The sequence below is a fragment of the Streptomyces sp. CBMA123 genome (assembly GCF_014596465.1).
GTDB lineage: Bacteria > Actinomycetota > Actinomycetes > Streptomycetales > Streptomycetaceae > Kitasatospora.
On record NZ_MECK01000011.1, the window covers coordinates 1 to 18933 of the forward strand.

The window sequence follows — 18933 nt, forward strand, 5'->3', positions numbered from 1 at the left end:
CACGGCGGCCGGCGCGGTGGCCCGCACGGGCGGCGCGGCGGCCGGGCCCGGCGCGGCGACGTCAAGGCCTCGCTGCTGGCGCTGCTCAAGGAGCGGCCGATGCACGGTTACGAGATGATCGCCGAGATCGCCGAGCGGACCAACGGGGCCTGGCGGCCCAGCCCCGGCTCGATCTACCCGAACCTCCAACTGCTGGAGGAGGAGGGCCTGATCACGGCGGAGGAGGTCGGCGGCAAGCGACTGGTCTCGCTCACCGAGGCGGGCCGCGCCGAGGCCGAGGCCGGGCCCGCCGAGCCGTGGGCCGAGGCCGGCCGGGAGGTCGACTGGGAGGCCGTCCAGGAGGTCGGACAGGCGCTCGGCGCGGTCGAGCAGGCGGTCCAGCAGGTCATGCGGACGGGCACCGAGGCGCAGCGCGCCAAGGGCCTGGCGGTGCTGACCGAGGCCCGCAAGAAGCTCTACCTCATCCTCGCCGAGGATGACTGACCGGTACGGGGGGCCGGTCCCGGCGGCAGCCGGTGACACGGGCGGTGCGGCTGCCCAGGGGTGGTGCCGCTGCTCAGGGGCGGACCTGGAACAGGGCCACGCAGGCGAGCAGCAGCACCGCCCAGCCGAACCAGAGCCAGCCGTCCGGGCCGATCGTCACGCTGTAGAGGCACACCACCAGCAGCAGCACCCCCGTCACCCCGGCGACCTGCCGGTTGTGGTGGGCGGCCGCCTGCGCGCGGCTCCTGGAACGCCGTACGGGGTGCCGTACCGTCCTGGCCATGCCGACCTCCCGGGGAGGCGAAGGAGGGAACGGGCGGCCGGATCAGTCCGAGGGTCCGGTGGAGGCCGCCTCGTCGTACTCGTAGCGCCAGAACCAGCTCAGCCCCCGCACCTGCTTGCTCCGGACGTACACCAGTGTGCGCGCGGGGAAGTCACCCTGCGCGGGGACCGGGACCTTGTACTTCTTGGGCACGCCGAGCATCGGCCCCAGCGGGATCGGGAGGATCCTCCCGTCCAGGGGGCCGCCGACGAATTCGGTGTCCGCGCTCTTCACCCCTCCAGGGTCTCACCTCCACGCGGCGGCCACGGCGGGAGCACCCCGGGGCGCAGGCCCGGTGAGGGCCGAGTGCCCGGAGTGTGACCGGAGAGGCACCGCCCCCGGTCATCCGGAGGCCCCGCGCACCCTTATCCTTCCTGTTACGCCCTCGGGGTCCACCCCGGGTCAGCGGGCCCGTACGGGCCGGGCGGGGCGCGTGTCAGCGCGCCCTCCGGCCGTCACCGGCGCGGACAGCGTGCTGCCGCGACAGGCGTACCGAGACCCGGCGTCGGCCGTCCGGTGACCCCGGGCCGCGGTCGACGGGGCGCGGGACAGCAGGGCCGAGCACCGCCCCGGGGAAGCAGCGGGGGGGCGCCGTGCGTTGCGTCGGAGTGGTACGTCGAACGCTGTGCCGCACCAGGCACGGCAGTTGCGCGGAAGGGGCCCGATGGAAGCCGGCGGCAGGTGGACGACCTGGTGGCAGAAGCGTGACCGACAGCGGACCCGCCCGGGGGGCGCGGACCCGGCCGCCAGACTCGATCAGCTGCTCGGCGCGGTACGCGCCGGATTCCCCCTGGCACCCGCCGCCCACCCGGCCGGCTACCGGTGTTCCTGCGACCGGGTGGCCTGTCCGGCCCCGGCCCAGCACCCGGTCTCCTTCGCCTGGCAGACCCAGGCCACCACCGACCCCGAACAGCTCTCCCGCTGGCTCTCCCGCGACCCCCAGGCCAACTTCGTCACCGCCACCGGCCGGGTGCACGACGTGCTGGACGTCCCGGCCGAGGCCGGCCGGCTGGCCCTGGAACGGCTGACCGCACTGGGCGTCGAGGGCCCGGTCGCCGCCGTCGGCGAGGACCGCTACCTGTTCTTCACCGCCACCCGGGGCACCCCCCAGGACGAGGACGAGTGGTGGGACAGCGCGCTCGACTCCACCCCTGACACCGTGTCCGAGCACCCCGGCCTGCGCTGGCACTGCCGGGGCTCGTACACCCTGCTCCCGCCGGCCGCGCTGCCGGACGGCTCCGAGGTGCGGTGGCTGCGCGGGCCCGAACTGCCGCTGCCGGACCCGCTGCGCGTCCTGGACGTGCTCACCGACGCCTGCACCGAGGTGGGCGCCGTCGCCGAGGAGCAGTGGCTGATCGGCTGAGGCTGTTACTCGCCCGCTCGCCTCCGGGCCGCTCGGACCCGGCGCCGACGGTCGGCGGGCGCTGCGCCACCTCCTTCGTCGGCGGCTTGGCCCTTCTCGCTTTCGGCACCGGCGCGCCCCTTCGGCTCGGGGCGGGGACTCGCCCGCTCGCCTCCGGGCCGCTCGGACCCGGCGCCGACGGTCGGCGGGCGCTGCGCCACCTCCTTCGTCGGCGGCTTGGCCCTTCTCCCTTTCGGCACCGGCGCGGCCCTTCGGCTCGGGGCGGGGACTCGCCCGCTCGCCTCCGGGCCGCTCGGACCCGGCGCCGACGGTCGGGGCTCCAGTGCTCGTACCCCGCTGGTCGCTTCTCCCTTTCGGCACCGGCGCGCCCCTTCGGTTCGGAGCGCGCCGGGGCGGTCGCGACAGGTCCTACGGCAGGGTGAGGATCTCCGCGCCGTCCGCCGTGACCACCAGGGTGTGCTCGAACTGGGCGGTGCGCTTGCGGTCCTTGGTGACGACCGTCCAGCCGTCCGGCCAGATCTCGTAGTCGTAGGTGCCGAGGGTGAGCATCGGCTCGATGGTGAAGGTCATGCCGGGCTTGATGACCTCGGTGGCCCGCTCGCTGTCGTAGTGCGGGATGATCAGGCCGGAGTGGAACGACGTGTTGATGCCGTGTCCGGTGAAGTCCCGCACCACGCCGTAGTCGAAGCGCTTGGCGTAGGACTCGATGACCCGTCCGATGACGTTGACCTGACGGCCCGGCTTGACCGCCTTGATCGCCCGGTCGAGCGACTCCCGGGTGCGCTCGACCAGCAGCCGGGACTCCTCGTCCACGTCGCCGACCAGGTAGGTGGCGTTGAGGTCGCCGTGCACCCCGTGGATGTACGCGGTGGCGTCGATGTTGACGATGTCGCCGTCCTGCAGCACGGTCGAGTCCGGGATGCCGTGGCAGATCACCTCGTTGATCGAGGTGCAGACGGACTTGGGGAAGCCGCGGTAGCCGAGGTCGGAGGGGTAGGCCCCGTGGTCGCACATGTACGCGTGGGCGACGGCGTCCAGCTCGTCGGTGGTGACGCCGGGGGCGATCAGCTTGGCGGCCTCCGCCATCGCCCGGGCGGCGATCCCGCCCGCGATCCGCATCTTCTCGATCGTCTCGGCGGTCTGCACCTCGGGCCCGGTGTACGGCGTCGGGGCGGGCTTCCCCACGTACTCGGGGCGCGCGATGTTCGCCGGGACCTTGCGGGTGGGGGACTGGATGCCGGGTACGAGAGCCATGGCGGCGAGTCTAGTCGCGCTCCTGCCCCCACCCGGCGGTTCCCCGTGCGGTGTGCACGGCGGCTCGGCCCGGGGAATGATCGGTACCGACCCCTGATGTCTGGACGGAGAAGGCCATGCCCCTCGGATTCAACCGCAAGCCGACCGGCAAGCCCGGCGAGTGGTTCTACTGCATCAAGCACGGCAAGGTCGAGGAGGGCCCGGAGTGCCCGGCCAAGGACCGCCTCGGCCCGTATGCCAGCCCCGAGGAGGCCGCCCAGGCGCTGCGGATCGCGGACGAGCGCAACCGGGAGTGGCGCAACGATCCGCGCTGGAGCGACCAGCCCAAGGACGAGGGAGCCGAGTAGCCGGACCGCGCGGGCGCTGCGATCGGGCCCGTGTGTACACCTGGGGCATCGGGTACTCTTGGGCGCATGACGCAGCCGTTGCCCGTAGAGTCGATCCGCGATGTCCGCGCGCACCTCGCCGAGGTCGTCGAGCGGGCCGATCGGGACGACGTGCCCACCGTGATCACGCGCCGTGGCAAGGAGGTCGCCGCCGTCGTGTCGATCGATGTCCTGCGGAAGTACCAGGAGTGGGAAGAGCGCGAGATCAACCGGATCATCGACGAGCGGATGGCCGACTCCTCGCCCGGCGTCCCCATCGAGGATGTCATGAGGGAGACGTTGGCCCGCAGTGAGTGAGTACCGCACCGTCTTCCGGCCCGAGGCGCGGGACGAACTCCAGAAGCTCCCCCGTGACACGGCGCTCCGCATCCTGGCCAAGCTGACCGAGTTGGAGAGCGATCCGCTCGGCTTCAACACCACCGCACTCGTGTCGCAGCCCGATCGCCGGCGCCTGCGCGTCGGCGACTACCGCATCGTCTACACGATCGACAACGGACAGCTGGTGGTGTGGGTCGTCCACGTCGGCCACCGCTCCACGGTCTACGGCACCTGACGGAACGCCGCCCCGCCGCCCCCGCCCCGGTGTCAAGCCGGGGCGGCGGCCTCGCGGGCGGTGCGTTCGTGCTCGGCCCGCACGGCCGCGGTGTGCGGGTCGGTGCGGTCGTCGTAGGCGAGCAGCCGCGGCAGGGCGGCGGCGACCGCGAGCACGGCGGCGACGCAGGCCAGGCCGCCGGTCCAGACGGCCGCGCGGGCCCCGAGCAGGCCGGCCATGGTGCCGGCCCGGACCTGGCCGAGCTGGGGGCCGACGGAGAAGCTCAGCAGCTCGACGCCGGCCATCCGGCCGCGGACCTCGTCCGGGATGGACTGGTTCCACATGGTGGAGCGGGCGAGTCCGCTGATCTCGTCCGCGCCGCCGGCCAGCGCCAGCCCGAGCAGCACCACCCAGACGTTCCCGGACAGCCCGGCCAGCGTCATGGCCGCGCCCCAGCCGACCGCGGCGGCCACCAGCAGCCGCCCGTGCCGGTGGATCCGGGACGCCCAGCCGCTGGTCGCGCCGACCAGCAGGGCGCCGGCGGCGGAGGCCGCGTACATCGGGCCGAGCGCCCAGTCCGCGCCCAACTCCGAGGCCAGGAACGGGAAGACGGCCACCGGGAAGGCGAACAGCATGGCGCAGAGGTCGATCGCGTAGGTGCCCAGCAGGTCCTTGCGGCTCCACGCGTACCGCACACCCGTCAACACCGCTCGCACGGACGGTCGTTCGGCGCCGATGGGCGGCGGCACCGCCCTGATCCGGACGAGCAGCAGCAGCGAGACGGCGAAGGTCAGCACGTCCAGCGCGTACGCGGTCTGCACCCCGGAGAAGGCCACCACGACACCGGCCAGTGCCGGCCCGGCCACCGAAGCGACGTTGTGGTACAGGGACTTGAGGGCGAAGGCGGCCGTCAGGTGCTGGTGCGGGACGATCCGCGGCAGCAGCGAGTCCAGCGCCGGGCGCTGCAGGCCGTCGCAGGCCGCGACCAGCGCGGCGACCAGGTAGATCGGCCAGAGCACCGGGTGCGGCAGCAGGGCGTTGAGCAGCAGCAGCCCGGTGAGCAGGCCGAGTCCGGCCTCGGAGCGCAGCACCAGCCGGCGGCGGTCCAGGGCGTCGGCCAGGGCGCCGCCCCAGAGGCCGAAGACGATCAGCGGAACGAGTTCGACGGCGCCGATCAGGCCCACCGCGAAGGAGGAGTCGGTGAGTTCCTTGATCTGCATCGGTACGGCGACGTACGTCAGGAAGCTGCCGAAGCTGGTGACGCAGCCGCTCGTCCACAGGTAGCGGAAGTCGCGGGAGGCGCGCCAGGGCGTCAGATCGGGCGTCAGCGAGCGCAGTAGGGTGCGCGGTCGACCGGTATGCGGTGGTTCGTCATCGTTCACGAACCACCATCCTGGGACGGCCGGTTCCCTGTCGGCAACGGGTTTTTCACCAGCGGTTGAACACGGGCCCCGAGGTCAGCCGCCCGGCGAGTCCGGCCAGCCGGTCCAGGGTGGAGCGGCGGCGGGGCGGTTGCCCGGCGGCGGCGCTGACCAGGTGCTGGGCGAGGTCGAAGGGCTCCTCGGCGGCGGTGCCGACGCCGAGCCGCGCGTGCGCGAGACCGGCGAGGTCGGTGACGGCGGCGAGATCGGCGAGGCCGGTGACGTCGGTGACGTCGGTGACGTCGGTGGGGCCGTCGAGGCCGCCCGGAGTGCCGTCGGCGGCGCCGCCGTCCAGCGCCAGCACCGTCGCGCCGTGCCGGCGGGCGTCCTGCACCCGCTCCAGCAGCGGGACGCCGGCCGCCCCGGGGGCCACCACCAGCACGGTGGCGCCGCGCCCGGCCTCGCTGAGCCGCCGCAGGTCGTGCGCCAGGTGGGCCGGGGCCGCGGCGGGCGGTGCGTGCCGCAGCAGGGTGGGTGCCAGTCGGGGGACGGCCGACCAGGCGGCCTCGTCCTCCAGATGGGCGGCCAGGTGCCAGGGCTCGTACCCCTCGGTGCCGACCAGCAGCAGCTCGCCCGCCCCGCGCCGCTCCACCGAGCGCCGCAGCGCGCCGGCGAAGCCGCCGACCACCTCCAGCCACCCGGTGCCCGCGAGCCGTTCCCGGAGTGCCGAAACTCTCACTGCGTCCATGCGGGCCAGGATGTCGCGCCGGGCCCGCGATTTGGGAAGATCGGCCCATGACTTCCCTCGATTCAGCGACAAACCCGGCCCACGAGCTGCCGGACGTCTCGCAGTTGGTGGTCGGCGTCCTCGGCGGCACCGGCGACCAGGGGCGCGGCCTGGCCCTGCGGCTGGCCAAGGCCGGCCAGCAGGTGATCATCGGCTCCCGCGACGCCGCCCGGGCCGAGGCCTCGGCCGCCGAGCTGGGCCTCGGCGTGCGCGGCGCCGACAACGCCGCCGTCGCCCGGGAGAGCGACGTGGTGATCGTGGCCGTCCCGTGGGACGGCCACGCCGCCACCCTGACCGCGCTGCGCGGGGAACTGGCCGGCAAGATCGTCGTCGACTGCGTCAACCCGCTCGGCTTCGACAAGCAGGGCGCCTACGCGCTCAAGCCGGAGGAGGGCAGCGCCGCCGAGCAGGCCGCCGTCCTGCTGCCGGACTCCCGGGTCACCGCCGCCTTCCACCACCTCTCGGCGGTGCTGCTGCAGGACGAGTCGGTCGAGCGGATCGACACCGACGTCATGGTGCTCGGCGACGACCGGGAGGCCACTGACGTGGTCCGGGCACTGGCGAGCCTGATCCCCGGCATGCGCGGCATCTACTCGGGCCGGCTGCGCAACGCCCACCAGGTGGAGGCGCTGGTGGCCAACCTGATCTCGGTCAACCGCCGCTACAAGGCCCACGCGGGCCTGCGGATCACCGACGTGTAGTGACGTGTAGTGACGTGTAGTGATCGACGTCGTGTCGGCCTCACCCCTTCGGCCTCACCCCTGGAGTCGTCCGGGGGTGAGGTCGGCGACAATGGGGGCCGGCCGCAACCCGGCCGTCCGTACCCGGTCCTAGGAGCCCCGCGCCATGCCTCGCACGTCCCTCTTCGCCCTGCTCGTCGTCGTCCTCGCGCTGGTGGCCGCCGTGGTCTCGATGATCGAGGGCTTCTGGATCGGGCTGATCTGGCTCCCGCTCGCCGGTGTGGCGAGCAATGTGCTGTGGCTGAACCGGCGCAAGGCGAAGCTGGCCGAGGCGGCGGCCGCCGCCCAGCAGGGCTGAGCGGCGGGCGGCCCCTCCGGAGCCTCAGCTCTTCCAGAAGCTGAACAGGTACCGGCCGACCGTCGCGTAGTCGGTGTCCACGCCGAACAGGCTCATCAGGTCGTGGACGATCCCGAAGAAGAACGAGTTCACCTGGGGCTGCCACAGGAGCGCGAACACCGCCAGCATCCCGTACGGGGCGAAGGGCTCGACCGAGCGCCGGGTCTTGGCCGAGAGCCAGGGCTCGACGATCCCGTAGCCGTCCAGGCCGGGCACCGGCAGCAGGTTCAGCAGCGCCGCGCTGAGCTGCAGCAGGCCGAGGAAGCCGAGGGCGCAGGCGAACGGGGAGACGTTCAGCTCGTAGCCGTAGTACGAGGCGTGCAGGTCGGAGCCGTCCAGCCAGCCCGCGCCGACCGGGATCAGCAGCGCCGCCGCGAACACCAGGTTCACCAGCGGCCCGGCCGCCGAGATCAGGCTGTGCTTGAGCCGGCCCTGGATCCGGCTGCGCTCGATCCACACCGAGCCGCCCGGAAGGCCGATGCCGCCGAGGATCACGAAGACGATCGGCAGCACGAAGCTGAGCAGCACATTGGTGTACTTCAGCGGGTTGAGCGTGAGGTAGCCCTTGGCACCGACGGTGATGTCGCCGCCGTGCAGCGCGGTGCGCGCGTGGGCGTACTCGTGCAGGCAGAGCGAGACCATCCAGCCCGACACCACGAACAGGAACACCCCGAACCGGGCGTTGCCGTAGCCGGAGTACACCGCCCAGGCGGAGGTGCCGAGGGTGGCGAGCAGCACCCAGAACACCGGGCTGATCCGGCGGTCCTCGCTGCGGGTGCGCGGCGTGGCGGCGAAGGTCATCTGTGGGTGCTCCGTGGACAGAGGGACGGGGGACTACCGGCAGGGACCGATCATGCCGGGCGGGCCGGTGGCCGGACAAGCCGCCCAGGGTGAACGCCCGAGGGGCGGTGCCCGGTTCCTTCGGGCGGCGGGGCCCGGTGGGGGTCAGCACAATTGTGCGCCCACGCCGCCGCCGATCGATCAGAATGGACCGGTGCACTACGGCATCCTCGGAACCACCACGGCCCACCACGACGACGGTACGCCGGTCCCGCTCGGCGGTGCCCGGCTGCGGGCGCTGCTGACCGCGCTGGCCCTGCGGCAGGGCCGGCCGGTCCCGGCCGACCTGCTGGTGGACGAGGTGTGGGACGCCGAGCCACCGCAGGACTCCTCGGCCGCGCTGCAGACCCTGGTCGGCCGGCTGCGCCGCACCATCGGGCGGGAGCGGATCGGCTCCGGCCCGGCCGGGTACTGGCTGACCGACCCGGCCACCGACCTCGCCGACTTCCAGCGGCTGAGCACCGAGGGCCGCCGCGCCCTCGACACCGGCGACCACGTGCTGGCCGCCGAACGGCTGCGCGCCGCCCTGGCACTGTGGCGCGGCCCCGCCCTGGCCGACCTGCCGGACCGCATCGGACCGGCCGCCCGGCTGGAGTCCCAGCGGGACGAGGCCCGCCGCCACCGGATCACCGCCGACCTCGGACTCGGCCGGGCCGGCGAACTGGTCGCCGAACTCGCCGAACTCTGCGAACGGCAGCCGCTGGACGAGCCCCTGCAACTGCTGATGCTGCGGGCCCTGCACGGGAGCGGCCGCACCGCCGAGGCGCTGCGCCACTACGAGCGCACCAGGCGCGCCCTGGCGGACGAACTCGGCGCCGACCCTGGCCGGCAACTCCGGTCGTTCCACGCCGAGTTGCTCAAGTCGGAGGAGATAGCGCCGGTGTCGGCAGCCGAGCCGACGCCGCCCGCACCCGCCGTATCCGCTCCATCCGACCCATCCGCACCCGCCGTACCGGCAGAGCCCGCCGCCGCACCCGCGCCCGCACCCGCCGCGCCCGCCGCTCCCGCACCCCCGCCCACCGCCCAACTCCCGCGCACCACGGGCAATCTGCGCGGCCGGCTGACCAGCTTCGTCGGTCGGGAAGGCGATCTCGCCGCCCTGCGCGAGCTGATGGCGGACCGTCGACTGATCACCCTGATCGGCCCCGGCGGCTCCGGCAAGACCCGGCTGTCGGTCGAGGCCGGCCGCGCCGAACAGTCCGCCGGGCACTGGCCGGACGGCGTCTGGCTGGCCGAACTCGCCCCGCTGGAGAGCCCGGAGGCCGTCCCCGCCGCCGTGGTCTCCGCGCTCGGCCTGCGCGAGATCGTGCTGCACAGCGGCGGCATGGTCGCCGAGGTGCTGGAGAAGCGCGCCGAGGACCCGCTGCGCCGGCTGGTCGAGCACTGCGGCCACCGCCGGATGCTGCTCGTCCTGGACAACTGCGAGCACCTGATCCAGGCCGCCGCCGACCTCGTCGACACGCTGCTCGCCGAGTGCCCCGGGCTGACCGTGATCGCCACCAGCCGCGAGCCGCTGGGCGTGCCCGGCGAGACCGTCCTGCCAGTCGAGCCGCTGCCCGACCCGGTGGCGCTGCGGCTGCTCACGGAGCGGGCCGCGGCCGCCCGCCCCGGCTTCGACCCGCAGAGCGACCCGGAGGCCTGCGCCGAGATCTGCCGCCGCCTGGACGGCCTGCCGCTGGCCATCGAACTGGCCGCCGCCCGGCTACGGGTGATGACGGCCCGGCAGATCGCCGACCGCCTGGACGGCCGGTTCGCCCTGCTCACCGCCGGCAGCCGCACCCTGCTGCCGCGCCAGCAGACGCTGCGCGCGGTGGTCGACTGGAGCTGGGAGCTGCTGGGCAAGCGCGAACGGGCGGTGCTGAGCCGGCTCTCGGTGTTCGCGGGCGGCTGGCAGCTGGAGGACGCCGAGGCGATCTGCGCCGACGGCACCGCGGTGGTCGGCCCGGAGGTCGCCGACCTGCTGCTCTCCCTGGTCGACAAGTCCCTGCTGGTGGCCGACCTCGCCGACGACGGCGGCCTGCCGCGCTACCGGATGCTGGAGACCATCCACGAGTACGCCACCGAGCGCCTGGCCGAGTCTGCCGCCGAGCGCGACGCCGCCGAGGCCCGCCACCTGGCACACTTCCGCGCGCTGGTCGCCACCGCCGACCTGAACATCCACGGCCCGCAGCAGCTGCACTGGCTGACCGTGCTGGAGCGCGAGCAGGACAACATCCGGGCCGCGCTGCGCCGCGCGGTCGACCGGGCGGACGAGGAGCAGGCGCTGGTCATCGCCGTCGGCATGGGCTGGTACTGGTCGCTGCGCGGCTACAGCATGGAGGCCCGCGGCTGGTACACCGCGATCGGCGCGCTCGGCCCGGACCCGTTCGGCCCGGGCGCCCCGCGACCGGTGCCGCTGGAGCGCAACGTGCTCGCGTACGGCGTCCCGATGCCCCAGGGGGTGGTCGAGGAGGCCCGCCGACTGGTCGCGATGTTCCGGCTGATGGGGTTGTTCGAGGGGAACCTCGACGTGCTCGGCAACGCGGACGCGGTCCGGACCGCGGAGGTGCTGCTGGACACCTACACCCCGGACCTCCCGCAGGCCTACCGCTTCCCGGCGCTGATGCGGGTGTTCGGCGCCTTCCTGGCCGGCCGGCTGGAGGCGATGCGGGAGCTGGTGGACGACGCGGTCCGCGGCTGCGAGGTGCACGGCGATCCGAACGACCTGGCGTTCGCCCTGCAGCTCCGGGCCAGGATGCTGAACGACTGGCCGGACGGCGAGGAGCAGAGCATCCGGGACGGCGTGCGCTCCCTGGAGCTGTTCGAGCAGGCCGGCGACCTCTGGGGGGTGTCCCAGGCGCTGACGGCCCGCGGCGAGTCGTTGGCCAACCGGGGCGACGCCGAGGGCGCCGCCGCCGCGTACGCGCGGGCGATCGAACTGGCCGAGGAGCTGGGCGCACCGCAGGAGGTGCCGATGCTGCAGGTGAACCTCGGCAGCGCCCTGCTGGAACAGGACCTGGAGCGCGGCGAGCGGATCATCCGGGAGGCGCTGGCCGCCATCGACGGCCCGGGCCTCGACCAGGCCACCACCGGCGCCCTGCTGTTCGGCCACCTGACGCTCTGCGGCCTCCACGCCCAGCGCGGCGAGTACCCGCAGGCCCTGGCGGGGCTGGAGGCACTCGACGCGATCACCACGGGCGGGTTCGTGCCGGGCATCGTGCGCGGGATGCTGCTCAGCGCCCGGGGCTGGATAGTCGCCCGGGCGGGGGACCCGGACGAGGGCCTCGCCCTGCTGCGCGAGGGCCGCCGGCTGCTGGTCTCGATGACGGCCGCGAGCGGGTTCGCCGAGCAGATGACGGTCATGGTGGTGCCGGCCGTGGTCGGGGTGCTGCGGGCCTTCGCGGAGCGGGACGGCGACCTGGAGCGGGGTCGGCAGGCGGCCGTGCTGATCGGCGCGCACAAGCGGCTGAACGGCCCGAAGGGCGGCTACCTGGACCGGGTGGAGCGCGAGCGCTCGGAAGCCGTCCTGCGGGAGATGCTGGGGGCGGCCGACTACGCGGCGGCGCACGCCGCCGGCGAGGAACTGAACCAGCGGCAGACCCAGGAGATGCTCGGGGAGTTGATCGGTTGAGGCCGGTCGTACGGGTGCCCGTCCCCTGGTCACCCGTACGACCGGCCCTTCGTACCGGCCGGCGTCCTGTCCACGGCCGCCGGCCGGACCTCGTCCCCGGCTCGCTCAGGTCCGCTTGCGGAAGCGGGCCACCGCGAGCGGGGCGAAGATCGCGGTCGAGACGGCTGACCAGATCAGCACGATCATCACCGGGTGGGCCACCGCGCCCTGGCCGTTGAGCAGCGCGCGGGAGGCGTCGGCCAGCGCGGACAGCGGATTGACCTTGGTGAAGGCCTGCAGCCAGCCCGGCATGGTGTCGGTCGGCGCGAAGATCGAGCTGCCGAACTGCATCGGCATCAGGACCAGCATGGAGACGCCCTGGACGGCCTGGGCGCTCTTCATCGACATGCCCAGCAGCATCGAGATCCAGACGATCGACATGCCGAACACCAGCGACAGACCGACCGCGGCGAGCAGCTCCGGCACGCCGGTCTTCAGCTCGAAGCCGAGGATGAAGGCGAAGGTCAGCAGGATCGCGGAGGAGAGCAGGGCGCGCAGGGTCTCGGCGACGATCTTGGAGAGCAGGACGGAGGCCCGTCCGATCGGCAGGGTGCGGAAACGGTCCATCACCCCGGACTGGAAGTCGCTGTTCAGACCGGTGCCGACGGCCAGCGCCAGCGTCATGCCGGTCTGGCCGAGCAGGCCGGGGATCATGAACTGCTTGTACTTGTCCTGGTCCCCGGCGAACATGGCGCCGCCGAAGACGTAGACGAACAGCACGGTGAAGACGATCGGCATCAGCACGGCGTCGAACATCGACTCCGGGTCGGCCTTGATCCGCATCAGGTTGCGGCGGGTCAGCGCGCCGATGTGGCGCAGGGTGCCGGCCGGGCCGATCCGGGTGTCGTCGGCCGGGGAGCCCTCGGCCCGGGCGGGGGTGAGCGTGGCGGTGGTCATGCGACGGGCTCCTTGACGAGGGCGTCGGCGGGCGCGTCGGCCGCGCCGGCGGTGGGCTTGCCGGTGATGGCGAGGAAGACCTCGTCCAGGCTGGGGACCTTGGTGTCGATCCCGGCGATCGCGAAGCCGCGTCCGCCGAGCACCCCGATCACGGCGGTGAGCTGCTCCTCGCCGGTGATCGGCACCGCGAGCAGGCCCTCGTCGGGGGAGATGGTGGCGGCGGCGATCCCGGCCTCGTGGAGGCAGCGGGCCATCTCCGCCAGCTCGGCCGGGTGGGCCGGGCGGACCTGGAGGATCTGGCCGCCGACCTTGGCCTTGAGCTCGGCGACGCCGCCGCTGGCGATCACCTTGCCCCGGTCGATGACGGTCAGCTCGTCGGCGAGCTGCTCGGCCTCCTCCATGTACTGGGTGGTCAGCAGCACGGTGCTGCCCTCGGCGACCATCCGCTGCACCTCGTCCCAGACCTCGTTGCGGGTGCGCGGGTCCAGGCCGGTGGTGGGCTCGTCCAGGTAGAGCACCCGGGGGCGGCCCATCATGCTGGCGGCCAGGTCGAGGCGCCGGCGCATGCCGCCGGAGTAGGTCTTGGCGATCCGCTTGGCGGCCTCGGTGAGCGAGAAGCGCTCCAGCAGCTCGGTGGCCCTGGCCTTGGCGTCGCGGCTGGAGAGGTCGAGCAGCCGGCCGATCAGGTAGAGGTTCTCGTAACCGGAGAGCAGCTCGTCCACGGACGCGTACTGGCCGGTCAGGCCGATGGTGCGGCGCAGCTGCTTGGGCTGGCGCAGGACGTCGTAGCCGCCGACGAACGCGGTGCCCGCGTCCGGCTTGATCAGCGTGGAGAGCACCCGCACCAGGGTGGTCTTGCCGGCGCCGTTGGGGCCGAGCAGGGCGAGGACGGTGCCCTCGCGGACGGTGAGGTCGACGCCGTCGAGGGCCTTGGTGTCGCCGAAGTGCTTGACGATGCCGTGCACCTCGACGGCGTTCCCGACTGTTCCCCGCGTGTTCGGGGCGGTGGCGATTCCTGTCATGCCCCCAGGCTGTCCGCCCCGCCTGTCACCCCCCTGTCGCCCGCCCGCCCCCACTGTCAGCCCGCTGTCACCGGTGTCAGTGGAAGCTGTGCTCCTCCGCCGGGAAGGCGCCGCTGCGGACCTCGGCCGCGAACTCGCGGGCGGCCTCGCCGAGGACGCCGCGCAGGTCGGCGTACTTCTTGACGAACTTGGGCACCCGGCCCGCCGTCATGCCGGCCATGTCGGTCCAGACCAGCACCTGGGCATCGGTCTCCGGGCCGCCGCCGATGCCGACGGTCGGGATCGCCAGCTGCTCGGTGACCTGGGCGGCGAGCTCGGCCGGGACGGCCTCCAGCACCACCGAGAAGGCGCCGGCCTGCTGGACGGCCTTGGCGTCGCGGAGCAGCTGGTGGGCCGCCTCGTCGCCGCGGCCCTGGACGGGGTAGCCGCCGAAGGCGTGCACCGACTGCGGGGTGAGGCCGATGTGGGCCATCACCGGGATGCCGGCCTCGACCAGCAGCTCGATCGAGCGGGCGCTGCGCTCGCCGCCCTCCAGCTTGACCGCGCCGACCCCGGCCTCCTTCATCAGCCGGGCCGCGTTGTGCATGGCCTGGGCGGGCGACTCCTGGTACGAGCCGAACGGCAGGTCGGCGACGATCATGGCGCGCTGGGTGCCGCGGACGACGGCGGCGGAGAGCATCACCATCTGATCCATGGTCACCGGCACGGTGGTCTCGTAGCCGAGGTGGCAGTTGCCGGCCGAGTCGCCGACGAGCAGGACGGGGATCCCGGCCTCGTCGAACACGCCCGCGGTCAGGGCGTCGTAGGCGGTGAGCATCGCCCACTTCTCGCCGCGCTGCTTGGCGCCGGCGAGGTCGCGGACGGTGATACGGCGGTTGGTGACCCCGCCGTAGAGGGTGGCGGTCGACGCCTGGTTCTGGGCAGGCGAAGGCGAAGAAGCGTTCATCGAACGGGCTCCTGAAGGGTTGTCGTCTCGTGGCGCCGTACGGCGTCCCCGGATCACCTCCATGCTTGCACGCCCCGGCGTGAGCGCAAAGAGGGGTGCGGTCGCCGGGGTGCGATCCACGCCACACGGGCCCCTGGGGCCGGTCCGGGCTTTGCCTCGATTTTACGAAACGGTCACGTCTCGTATCGTATGGGCCGCTAATCTGTTCCCGGGGGGTTACGAGACGTCCGCGACTCGCAAATGCCCGCCAGTGCCACGCCAACACGGACGGGAAGACCAATGACCACCGCAGCCGCGCCACCCCGTGTGCCGGAAGCCATCCACCGCAGGCGCTGGGCGATCCTGTGCACCCTGGTGCTCGCCCTGCTCGTCGTCGTGCTCGACAACTCGATCCTCAACGTCGCGATGAAGACCATCGCGACCCCCGCCCCGGTCGGACTGGGCGCCACCCAGAGTGACCTGGAATGGGCGATCAACTCCTACACCCTGGTGTTCGCCGGGCTGCTCTTCACCTCGGGCCTGCTCGGCGACCGCTTCGGCCGCAAGCTCGCGCTGCTGATCGGCATGGTGGTCTTCGGCATCGCCTCGCTGCTGTCCTCGATGTCCGGCTCGCCCGGTGAACTCATCGGCTACCGCGGCCTGATGGGCGTCGGCGCCGCGCTCGCGATGCCCGCCACGCTGGCGATCATCATGAACGTCTTCGAGCGCGAGGAGCAGCCCAAGGCGATCGGCATCTGGGCCGGTGCGGTCGGCCTGGCCATCGCCATCGGCCCGATCACCGGCGGCGTGCTGATCGAGCACTTCTGGTGGGGCTCGGTCTTCCTGATCAACGTCCCGATCGTGATCGTCGCGGTGATCGCGATGGCGATCCTGGTCCCCGAGTCCAAGGACCCCAGCCCGGGCGCGCTCGACCCGGTCGGCGTGCTGCTGTCCATCGTCGGCCTGGTCGCGCTGATCTACGGCATCATCAAGGGCGGCGAGCTGGCCGACTTCACCGCCTTCGCCGCCTGGGGGCCGACCCTGCTCGGCGTGGTCGCCCTGGTCTCCTTCGTCCTCTACGAGCGCCGCATCCCGTTCCCCGCGCTGGACGTCACCTGGTTCCGCAACAAGGTGTTCAGTGCCTCCGTGGTGGTGGTCGGCGTGATCTTCTTCGCGCTGATGGGCGTCTCCTTCTTCGGCGTCTTCTACATCCAGAGCGTGCGCGGCTACAGCGCGCTGCAGGCCGGTCTGCTGATGCTGCCGCTGGCCGTCGCCCAGCTGATGTTCGCCCCGCGGGCCCGGCTGGTGGTCGACCGCCTCGGCGTCGCCGCCACCGCCGCCGGCGGCATGGTGCTGGTCGCGCTCGGCTTCGTCGGCTACACCGTGCTGACCGCGACCAGCCCGATCTGGGTGCTGATCGTGCTCGGCCTGGTGATGGGTACGGGCATGGCGCACGTCATGCCGCCGGTCACCGTCGCGATCATGGGCTCGCTGCCCCGCGAGAAGGCCGGCGCCGGTTCGGCCGTCAACAACACCTTCCGCCAGGTCGGCGGCTCGCTCGGGGTCGCCGTGCTCGGCGCGGTGCTCTCCACCGTGTACCGCGACGGCATGGCCGACACCCTCACCCACCTGCCGGAGAACCTGCGCGACAAGGCGGGCGAGTCACTGGAGGCCACCCTGGCCATCGCCGGCCGGATCCCCGACGGCAAGGGGCAGGCGCTGATCGCCCCGGCGAACGACGCCTTCATCCACGCCATGCACGTGGTGGCCTCGCTCTCCGTCGGCATCTCGCTGGTCGGCGCGCTGGTCGCCTGGTTCCTGCTCCCGCGTCGCACCGCCGCCCCCGGCGGGCCGGGCGTCCGCGGCGGGAAGGCGCCCGAGCAGCAGGATCAGGCGCACGAGGCTGCGGCCGCCTGACCGCTGCCCGCCGCTGCCCGCTCGACCCGCGGGCGCCTGACCAGGGGTCGGCTGAGCGACAATGGCCCTGTCGGCCGGTGAATCCGACCGGCAGGGCCCCGGTCCGGGGTGGGGGAGACCCGCCCCGGGGCCGGACCGACGGAACCACCGACGGCGCCCGCGCGCCGGGACCACCGAGGGAGAGACAGCGGGGATGAGGACGGACACGCCGAGCGCCGACACCGGGCAGCCCTGCGCGGCGGTACGCCGCGGCAGACCCCGCAGCGAGGCCGCCGAGCAGGCCATCTTCACCGCCGTCGAGGAGATGATGGCCGCCGGCACCGCGCTCTCCGAGCTCACCGTCGAGGGCATCGCCACCGCCGCCGGCGTCGGCAAGGCCACCATCTACCGGCGCTGGCCCAACAAGGAGGCCCTGCTGGTCGACGTGGTCAGCCGGCTGGAGGTGCCGATGCCGGAGCCGTCCGGCGCCGCCCGGGACGACCTGATCGCGATGGTCGACCACGTCCGCCGACGCGGCCTCGCCAAGCGCACCCGCTGGGTGCTCAAGGCCGCCCTCGGCCAGATGCAGACCCTCCCCGAGCTGGCCGCCGCCTACCGGGAGCGGGTGATCAGGCCGCGCCGGGAGGCCGGATTCTGCCTGATCCGCCAGGCCGTGGCCGCGGGCGTGATCCGCGACGACGTCGACCTCGACCTGCTCGGCGACCTGCTGATGGGCCCGATCCTCTACCGCAGCATCCTGTGGGACGACTCCGACCTGGAGGACCCGGACCTCGCCCGCAAGATGGTCGACGCCGTGCTCGACGGCCTCGCGCCCCGCTAGGGCCGGTGGACCACTGCTTCGTGCCCGGACGTGGCCTGGCTCACCAAAGCGGGCCACGCCGGAACCCGCTCTCCGGGCCGCGCGTCTGTCCCGGCATAGGCTGAGCCGGGTATCCGATCAAACCGGCACCAGTCCGGCGCCGCGCCCGTACCCGTACGGACCGGACGCCGGACCGGCGACGGCACGAGCGACGGGAGCCACGGCATGGCGCAGGCGGACAGCACCGAACGGACCACGGCCCGTGGCGGTGCGAGCGCGGCGACCGGCCGTACCGGCGGCTTCCTCGGCCTGCGGCACTGGGGCCGGGACGCCCGCGGTGCCAACACCTGGCGACGCGGGCTGCTGACCGGCCTGCTGGCCCTGCTCACCGCGGTGCTGCTGGCCTTCCACGCCGAGGTGCCCAACAGCGTCGGCAACCTCGGCAGTCTGCTGGAGACCTTCCTGCCCTGGGTGGGCCTGGCCGTTCCGGTGCTGCTGGTGCCCGCGCTGCTGCGCCGCTCCGCCACCGCGCTGATCGTCCTGCTGCTGCCCACCGTGCTCTGGGTCAACCTGTTCGGCGGGCTGGTGTCCGACAAGAGCGGCGGCAAGGGCGACTGGACGGTGGTCAGCCACAACGTCGCCGCCGGCAACACCGACGTGCCGGGCACCGTCCGCGGCCTCGTCGCCTCCGGCGCCGAGATCGTCGCCCTGCAGGAGCTGGCCGGCCCGCAGCTGCGGGAGTACGAGACCGGGCTCGCCGGGACGTACCCGCACCACACCGTGGAGGGGACGGTCGGGCTCTGGTCGAAGTACCCGATCGGCGACGTCTCCCCGGTGGACCTGAAGATGGGCTGGACCAGGGCGTTCCGCGCCCAGGTCACCACCCCGCAGGGCCCGGTCGCGGTGTACGTCGCCCACCTGCCGTCCGTGCGGCTCAAGGCCGAGGGCGGCTTCACCGTCAACCAGCGGGACGTCAGCGCCCAGGCGCTCGGCGACGCGATCCAGGCCGAGCCGGTGAAGAAGGTGCTGCTGCTCGGCGACCTCAACGGCACCATGAACGACCGCAGCCTGGCGCCCGTCACCTCGCAGATGCGCTCGGCCCAGGGCGCGGCCGGGGACGGCTTCGGCTTCAGCTGGCCCGCGGCCTTCCCGATGGCGCGGATCGACCAGATCATGAGCAAGGGCGGGCTCCGGCCGGTGGACTCGCGCACCCTGCCCCGGGACGGCAGCGACCACCTCGCGGTGGTCGCCGCCTACAAGTTCGGCTAGGCAGAGCGCAGTTGGGCCGGGTGCGGCCGGGTGCGGCCGGACCGAGTTCG

20 protein-coding genes are annotated in these 18933 nt (G+C 73.2%); 11 read left to right on the top strand and 9 right to left on the bottom strand.

Going from position 1 to position 18933, the window contains the following annotated elements; translation table 11 throughout:
- A partial coding sequence (locus tag BG452_RS03035; RefSeq protein WP_188302558.1) for a PadR family transcriptional regulator occupies positions 1–483 on the top strand: 483 nt, incomplete at its 5' end.
- Between the two features lie 73 nt (positions 484–556).
- On the opposite strand, the gene BG452_RS03040 is transcribed toward BG452_RS03035, so the two are convergent.
- Positions 557–766, bottom strand: coding sequence for a hypothetical protein (locus BG452_RS03040; protein ID WP_188302583.1), 210 nt, complete (start codon positions 764–766; stop codon positions 557–559).
- 42 nt (positions 767–808) lie between these two features.
- The gene (locus BG452_RS03045; RefSeq protein ID WP_188302559.1) at positions 809–1039 is read right to left on the bottom strand and encodes a hypothetical protein; all 231 of its coding nucleotides are present in this window, start codon (positions 1037–1039) and stop codon (positions 809–811) included.
- A 430-nt stretch (positions 1040–1469) separates the two neighbouring features.
- Between BG452_RS03045 and BG452_RS03050 the strand changes: the two genes are divergently transcribed.
- The gene (locus BG452_RS03050) at positions 1470–2168 is read left to right on the top strand and encodes a bifunctional DNA primase/polymerase (RefSeq protein ID WP_188302560.1); all 699 of its coding nucleotides are present in this window, start codon (positions 1470–1472) and stop codon (positions 2166–2168) included.
- A 408-nt stretch (positions 2169–2576) separates the two neighbouring features.
- Here the strand turns inward: BG452_RS03050 and map are convergent, their stop codons facing one another.
- Positions 2577–3422, bottom strand: a complete 846-nt coding sequence (map, locus tag BG452_RS03055; protein WP_188302561.1) for a type I methionyl aminopeptidase — start codon at positions 3420–3422, stop codon at positions 2577–2579.
- 116 nt (positions 3423–3538) lie between these two features.
- Here map and BG452_RS03060 point away from each other — a divergent pair, with 116 nt between their 5' ends.
- From BG452_RS03060 to BG452_RS03070, 3 genes are all read left to right on the top strand, one after another.
- The gene (locus tag BG452_RS03060; RefSeq protein WP_188302562.1) at positions 3539–3769 is read left to right on the top strand and encodes a hypothetical protein; all 231 of its coding nucleotides are present in this window, start codon (positions 3539–3541) and stop codon (positions 3767–3769) included.
- Between the two features lie 66 nt (positions 3770–3835).
- A complete protein-coding gene (locus BG452_RS03065) occupies positions 3836–4105 on the top strand; it encodes a type II toxin-antitoxin system Phd/YefM family antitoxin (RefSeq protein ID WP_188302563.1) in 270 nt (89 codons plus the stop codon).
- Complete coding sequence (locus tag BG452_RS03070; protein ID WP_188302564.1) at positions 4098–4361, top strand: type II toxin-antitoxin system RelE family toxin; 264 nt, start codon at positions 4098–4100, stop codon at positions 4359–4361. Before BG452_RS03065 ends, BG452_RS03070 begins: the two co-directional genes overlap by 8 nt.
- Positions 4362–4393: 32 nt before the next feature.
- Here the strand turns inward: BG452_RS03070 and BG452_RS03075 are convergent, their stop codons facing one another.
- Together BG452_RS03075 and BG452_RS03080 are read right to left on the bottom strand one after the other, a co-directional pair.
- The gene (locus tag BG452_RS03075) at positions 4394–5722 is read right to left on the bottom strand and encodes an MFS transporter (protein WP_317620877.1); all 1329 of its coding nucleotides are present in this window, start codon (positions 5720–5722) and stop codon (positions 4394–4396) included.
- 46 nt (positions 5723–5768) lie between these two features.
- Positions 5769–6449 carry a hypothetical protein gene (locus BG452_RS03080; protein WP_188302565.1) on the bottom strand — a complete coding sequence of 227 codons (681 nt, stop codon included), beginning with the start codon at positions 6447–6449 and terminating at the stop codon, positions 5769–5771.
- A 47-nt stretch (positions 6450–6496) separates the two neighbouring features.
- On the opposite strand from BG452_RS03080, the gene npdG reads away from it, so the two are divergent.
- Together npdG and BG452_RS03090 are read left to right on the top strand one after the other, a co-directional pair.
- Positions 6497–7189: an NADPH-dependent F420 reductase gene (gene npdG / locus BG452_RS03085; protein WP_188302566.1), complete on the top strand. Its 693-nt coding sequence runs from the start codon at positions 6497–6499 to the stop codon at positions 7187–7189.
- 145 nt (positions 7190–7334) lie between these two features.
- Entirely contained in the window at positions 7335–7526 is a 192-nt protein-coding gene (locus BG452_RS03090) for a hypothetical protein (RefSeq protein ID WP_188302567.1), read from the top strand.
- A 24-nt stretch (positions 7527–7550) separates the two neighbouring features.
- Here the strand turns inward: BG452_RS03090 and BG452_RS03095 are convergent, their stop codons facing one another.
- Entirely contained in the window at positions 7551–8366 is an 816-nt protein-coding gene (locus tag BG452_RS03095) for a site-2 protease family protein (RefSeq protein WP_188302568.1), read from the bottom strand.
- Between the two features lie 193 nt (positions 8367–8559).
- On the opposite strand from BG452_RS03095, the gene BG452_RS03100 reads away from it, so the two are divergent.
- The gene (locus tag BG452_RS03100; protein ID WP_188302569.1) at positions 8560–12015 is read left to right on the top strand and encodes an AfsR/SARP family transcriptional regulator; all 3456 of its coding nucleotides are present in this window, start codon (positions 8560–8562) and stop codon (positions 12013–12015) included.
- Between the two features lie 105 nt (positions 12016–12120).
- On the opposite strand, the gene BG452_RS03105 is transcribed toward BG452_RS03100, so the two are convergent.
- The 3 genes from BG452_RS03105 to panB form a co-directional block, all read right to left on the bottom strand.
- Positions 12121–12951 carry an ABC transporter permease gene (locus BG452_RS03105; protein ID WP_188302570.1) on the bottom strand — a complete coding sequence of 277 codons (831 nt, stop codon included), beginning with the start codon at positions 12949–12951 and terminating at the stop codon, positions 12121–12123.
- A complete protein-coding gene (locus BG452_RS03110) occupies positions 12948–13973 on the bottom strand; it encodes an ATP-binding cassette domain-containing protein (RefSeq protein ID WP_188302571.1) in 1026 nt (341 codons plus the stop codon). The genes BG452_RS03105 and BG452_RS03110 overlap by 4 nt, the downstream gene beginning before the upstream one ends.
- Positions 13974–14049: 76 nt before the next feature.
- Positions 14050–14919: a 3-methyl-2-oxobutanoate hydroxymethyltransferase gene (gene panB / locus BG452_RS03115; RefSeq protein ID WP_188302572.1), complete on the bottom strand. Its 870-nt coding sequence runs from the start codon at positions 14917–14919 to the stop codon at positions 14050–14052.
- 279 nt (positions 14920–15198) lie between these two features.
- Here panB and BG452_RS03120 point away from each other — a divergent pair, with 279 nt between their 5' ends.
- The 3 genes from BG452_RS03120 to BG452_RS03130 all read left to right on the top strand — a co-directional run bounded on the left by BG452_RS03120 (position 15199) and on the right by BG452_RS03130 (position 18883).
- Positions 15199–16815, top strand: coding sequence for a DHA2 family efflux MFS transporter permease subunit (locus BG452_RS03120; RefSeq protein ID WP_188302573.1), 1617 nt, complete (start codon positions 15199–15201; stop codon positions 16813–16815).
- A 193-nt stretch (positions 16816–17008) separates the two neighbouring features.
- A complete protein-coding gene (locus tag BG452_RS03125; RefSeq protein ID WP_188302574.1) occupies positions 17009–17635 on the top strand; it encodes a TetR/AcrR family transcriptional regulator in 627 nt (208 codons plus the stop codon).
- 204 nt (positions 17636–17839) lie between these two features.
- Positions 17840–18883 (top strand): endonuclease/exonuclease/phosphatase family protein, encoded by a 1044-nt coding sequence (locus BG452_RS03130; protein WP_188302575.1) that lies wholly within the window; start codon positions 17840–17842, stop codon positions 18881–18883.
- Positions 18884–18933 lie beyond the last annotated feature (50 nt).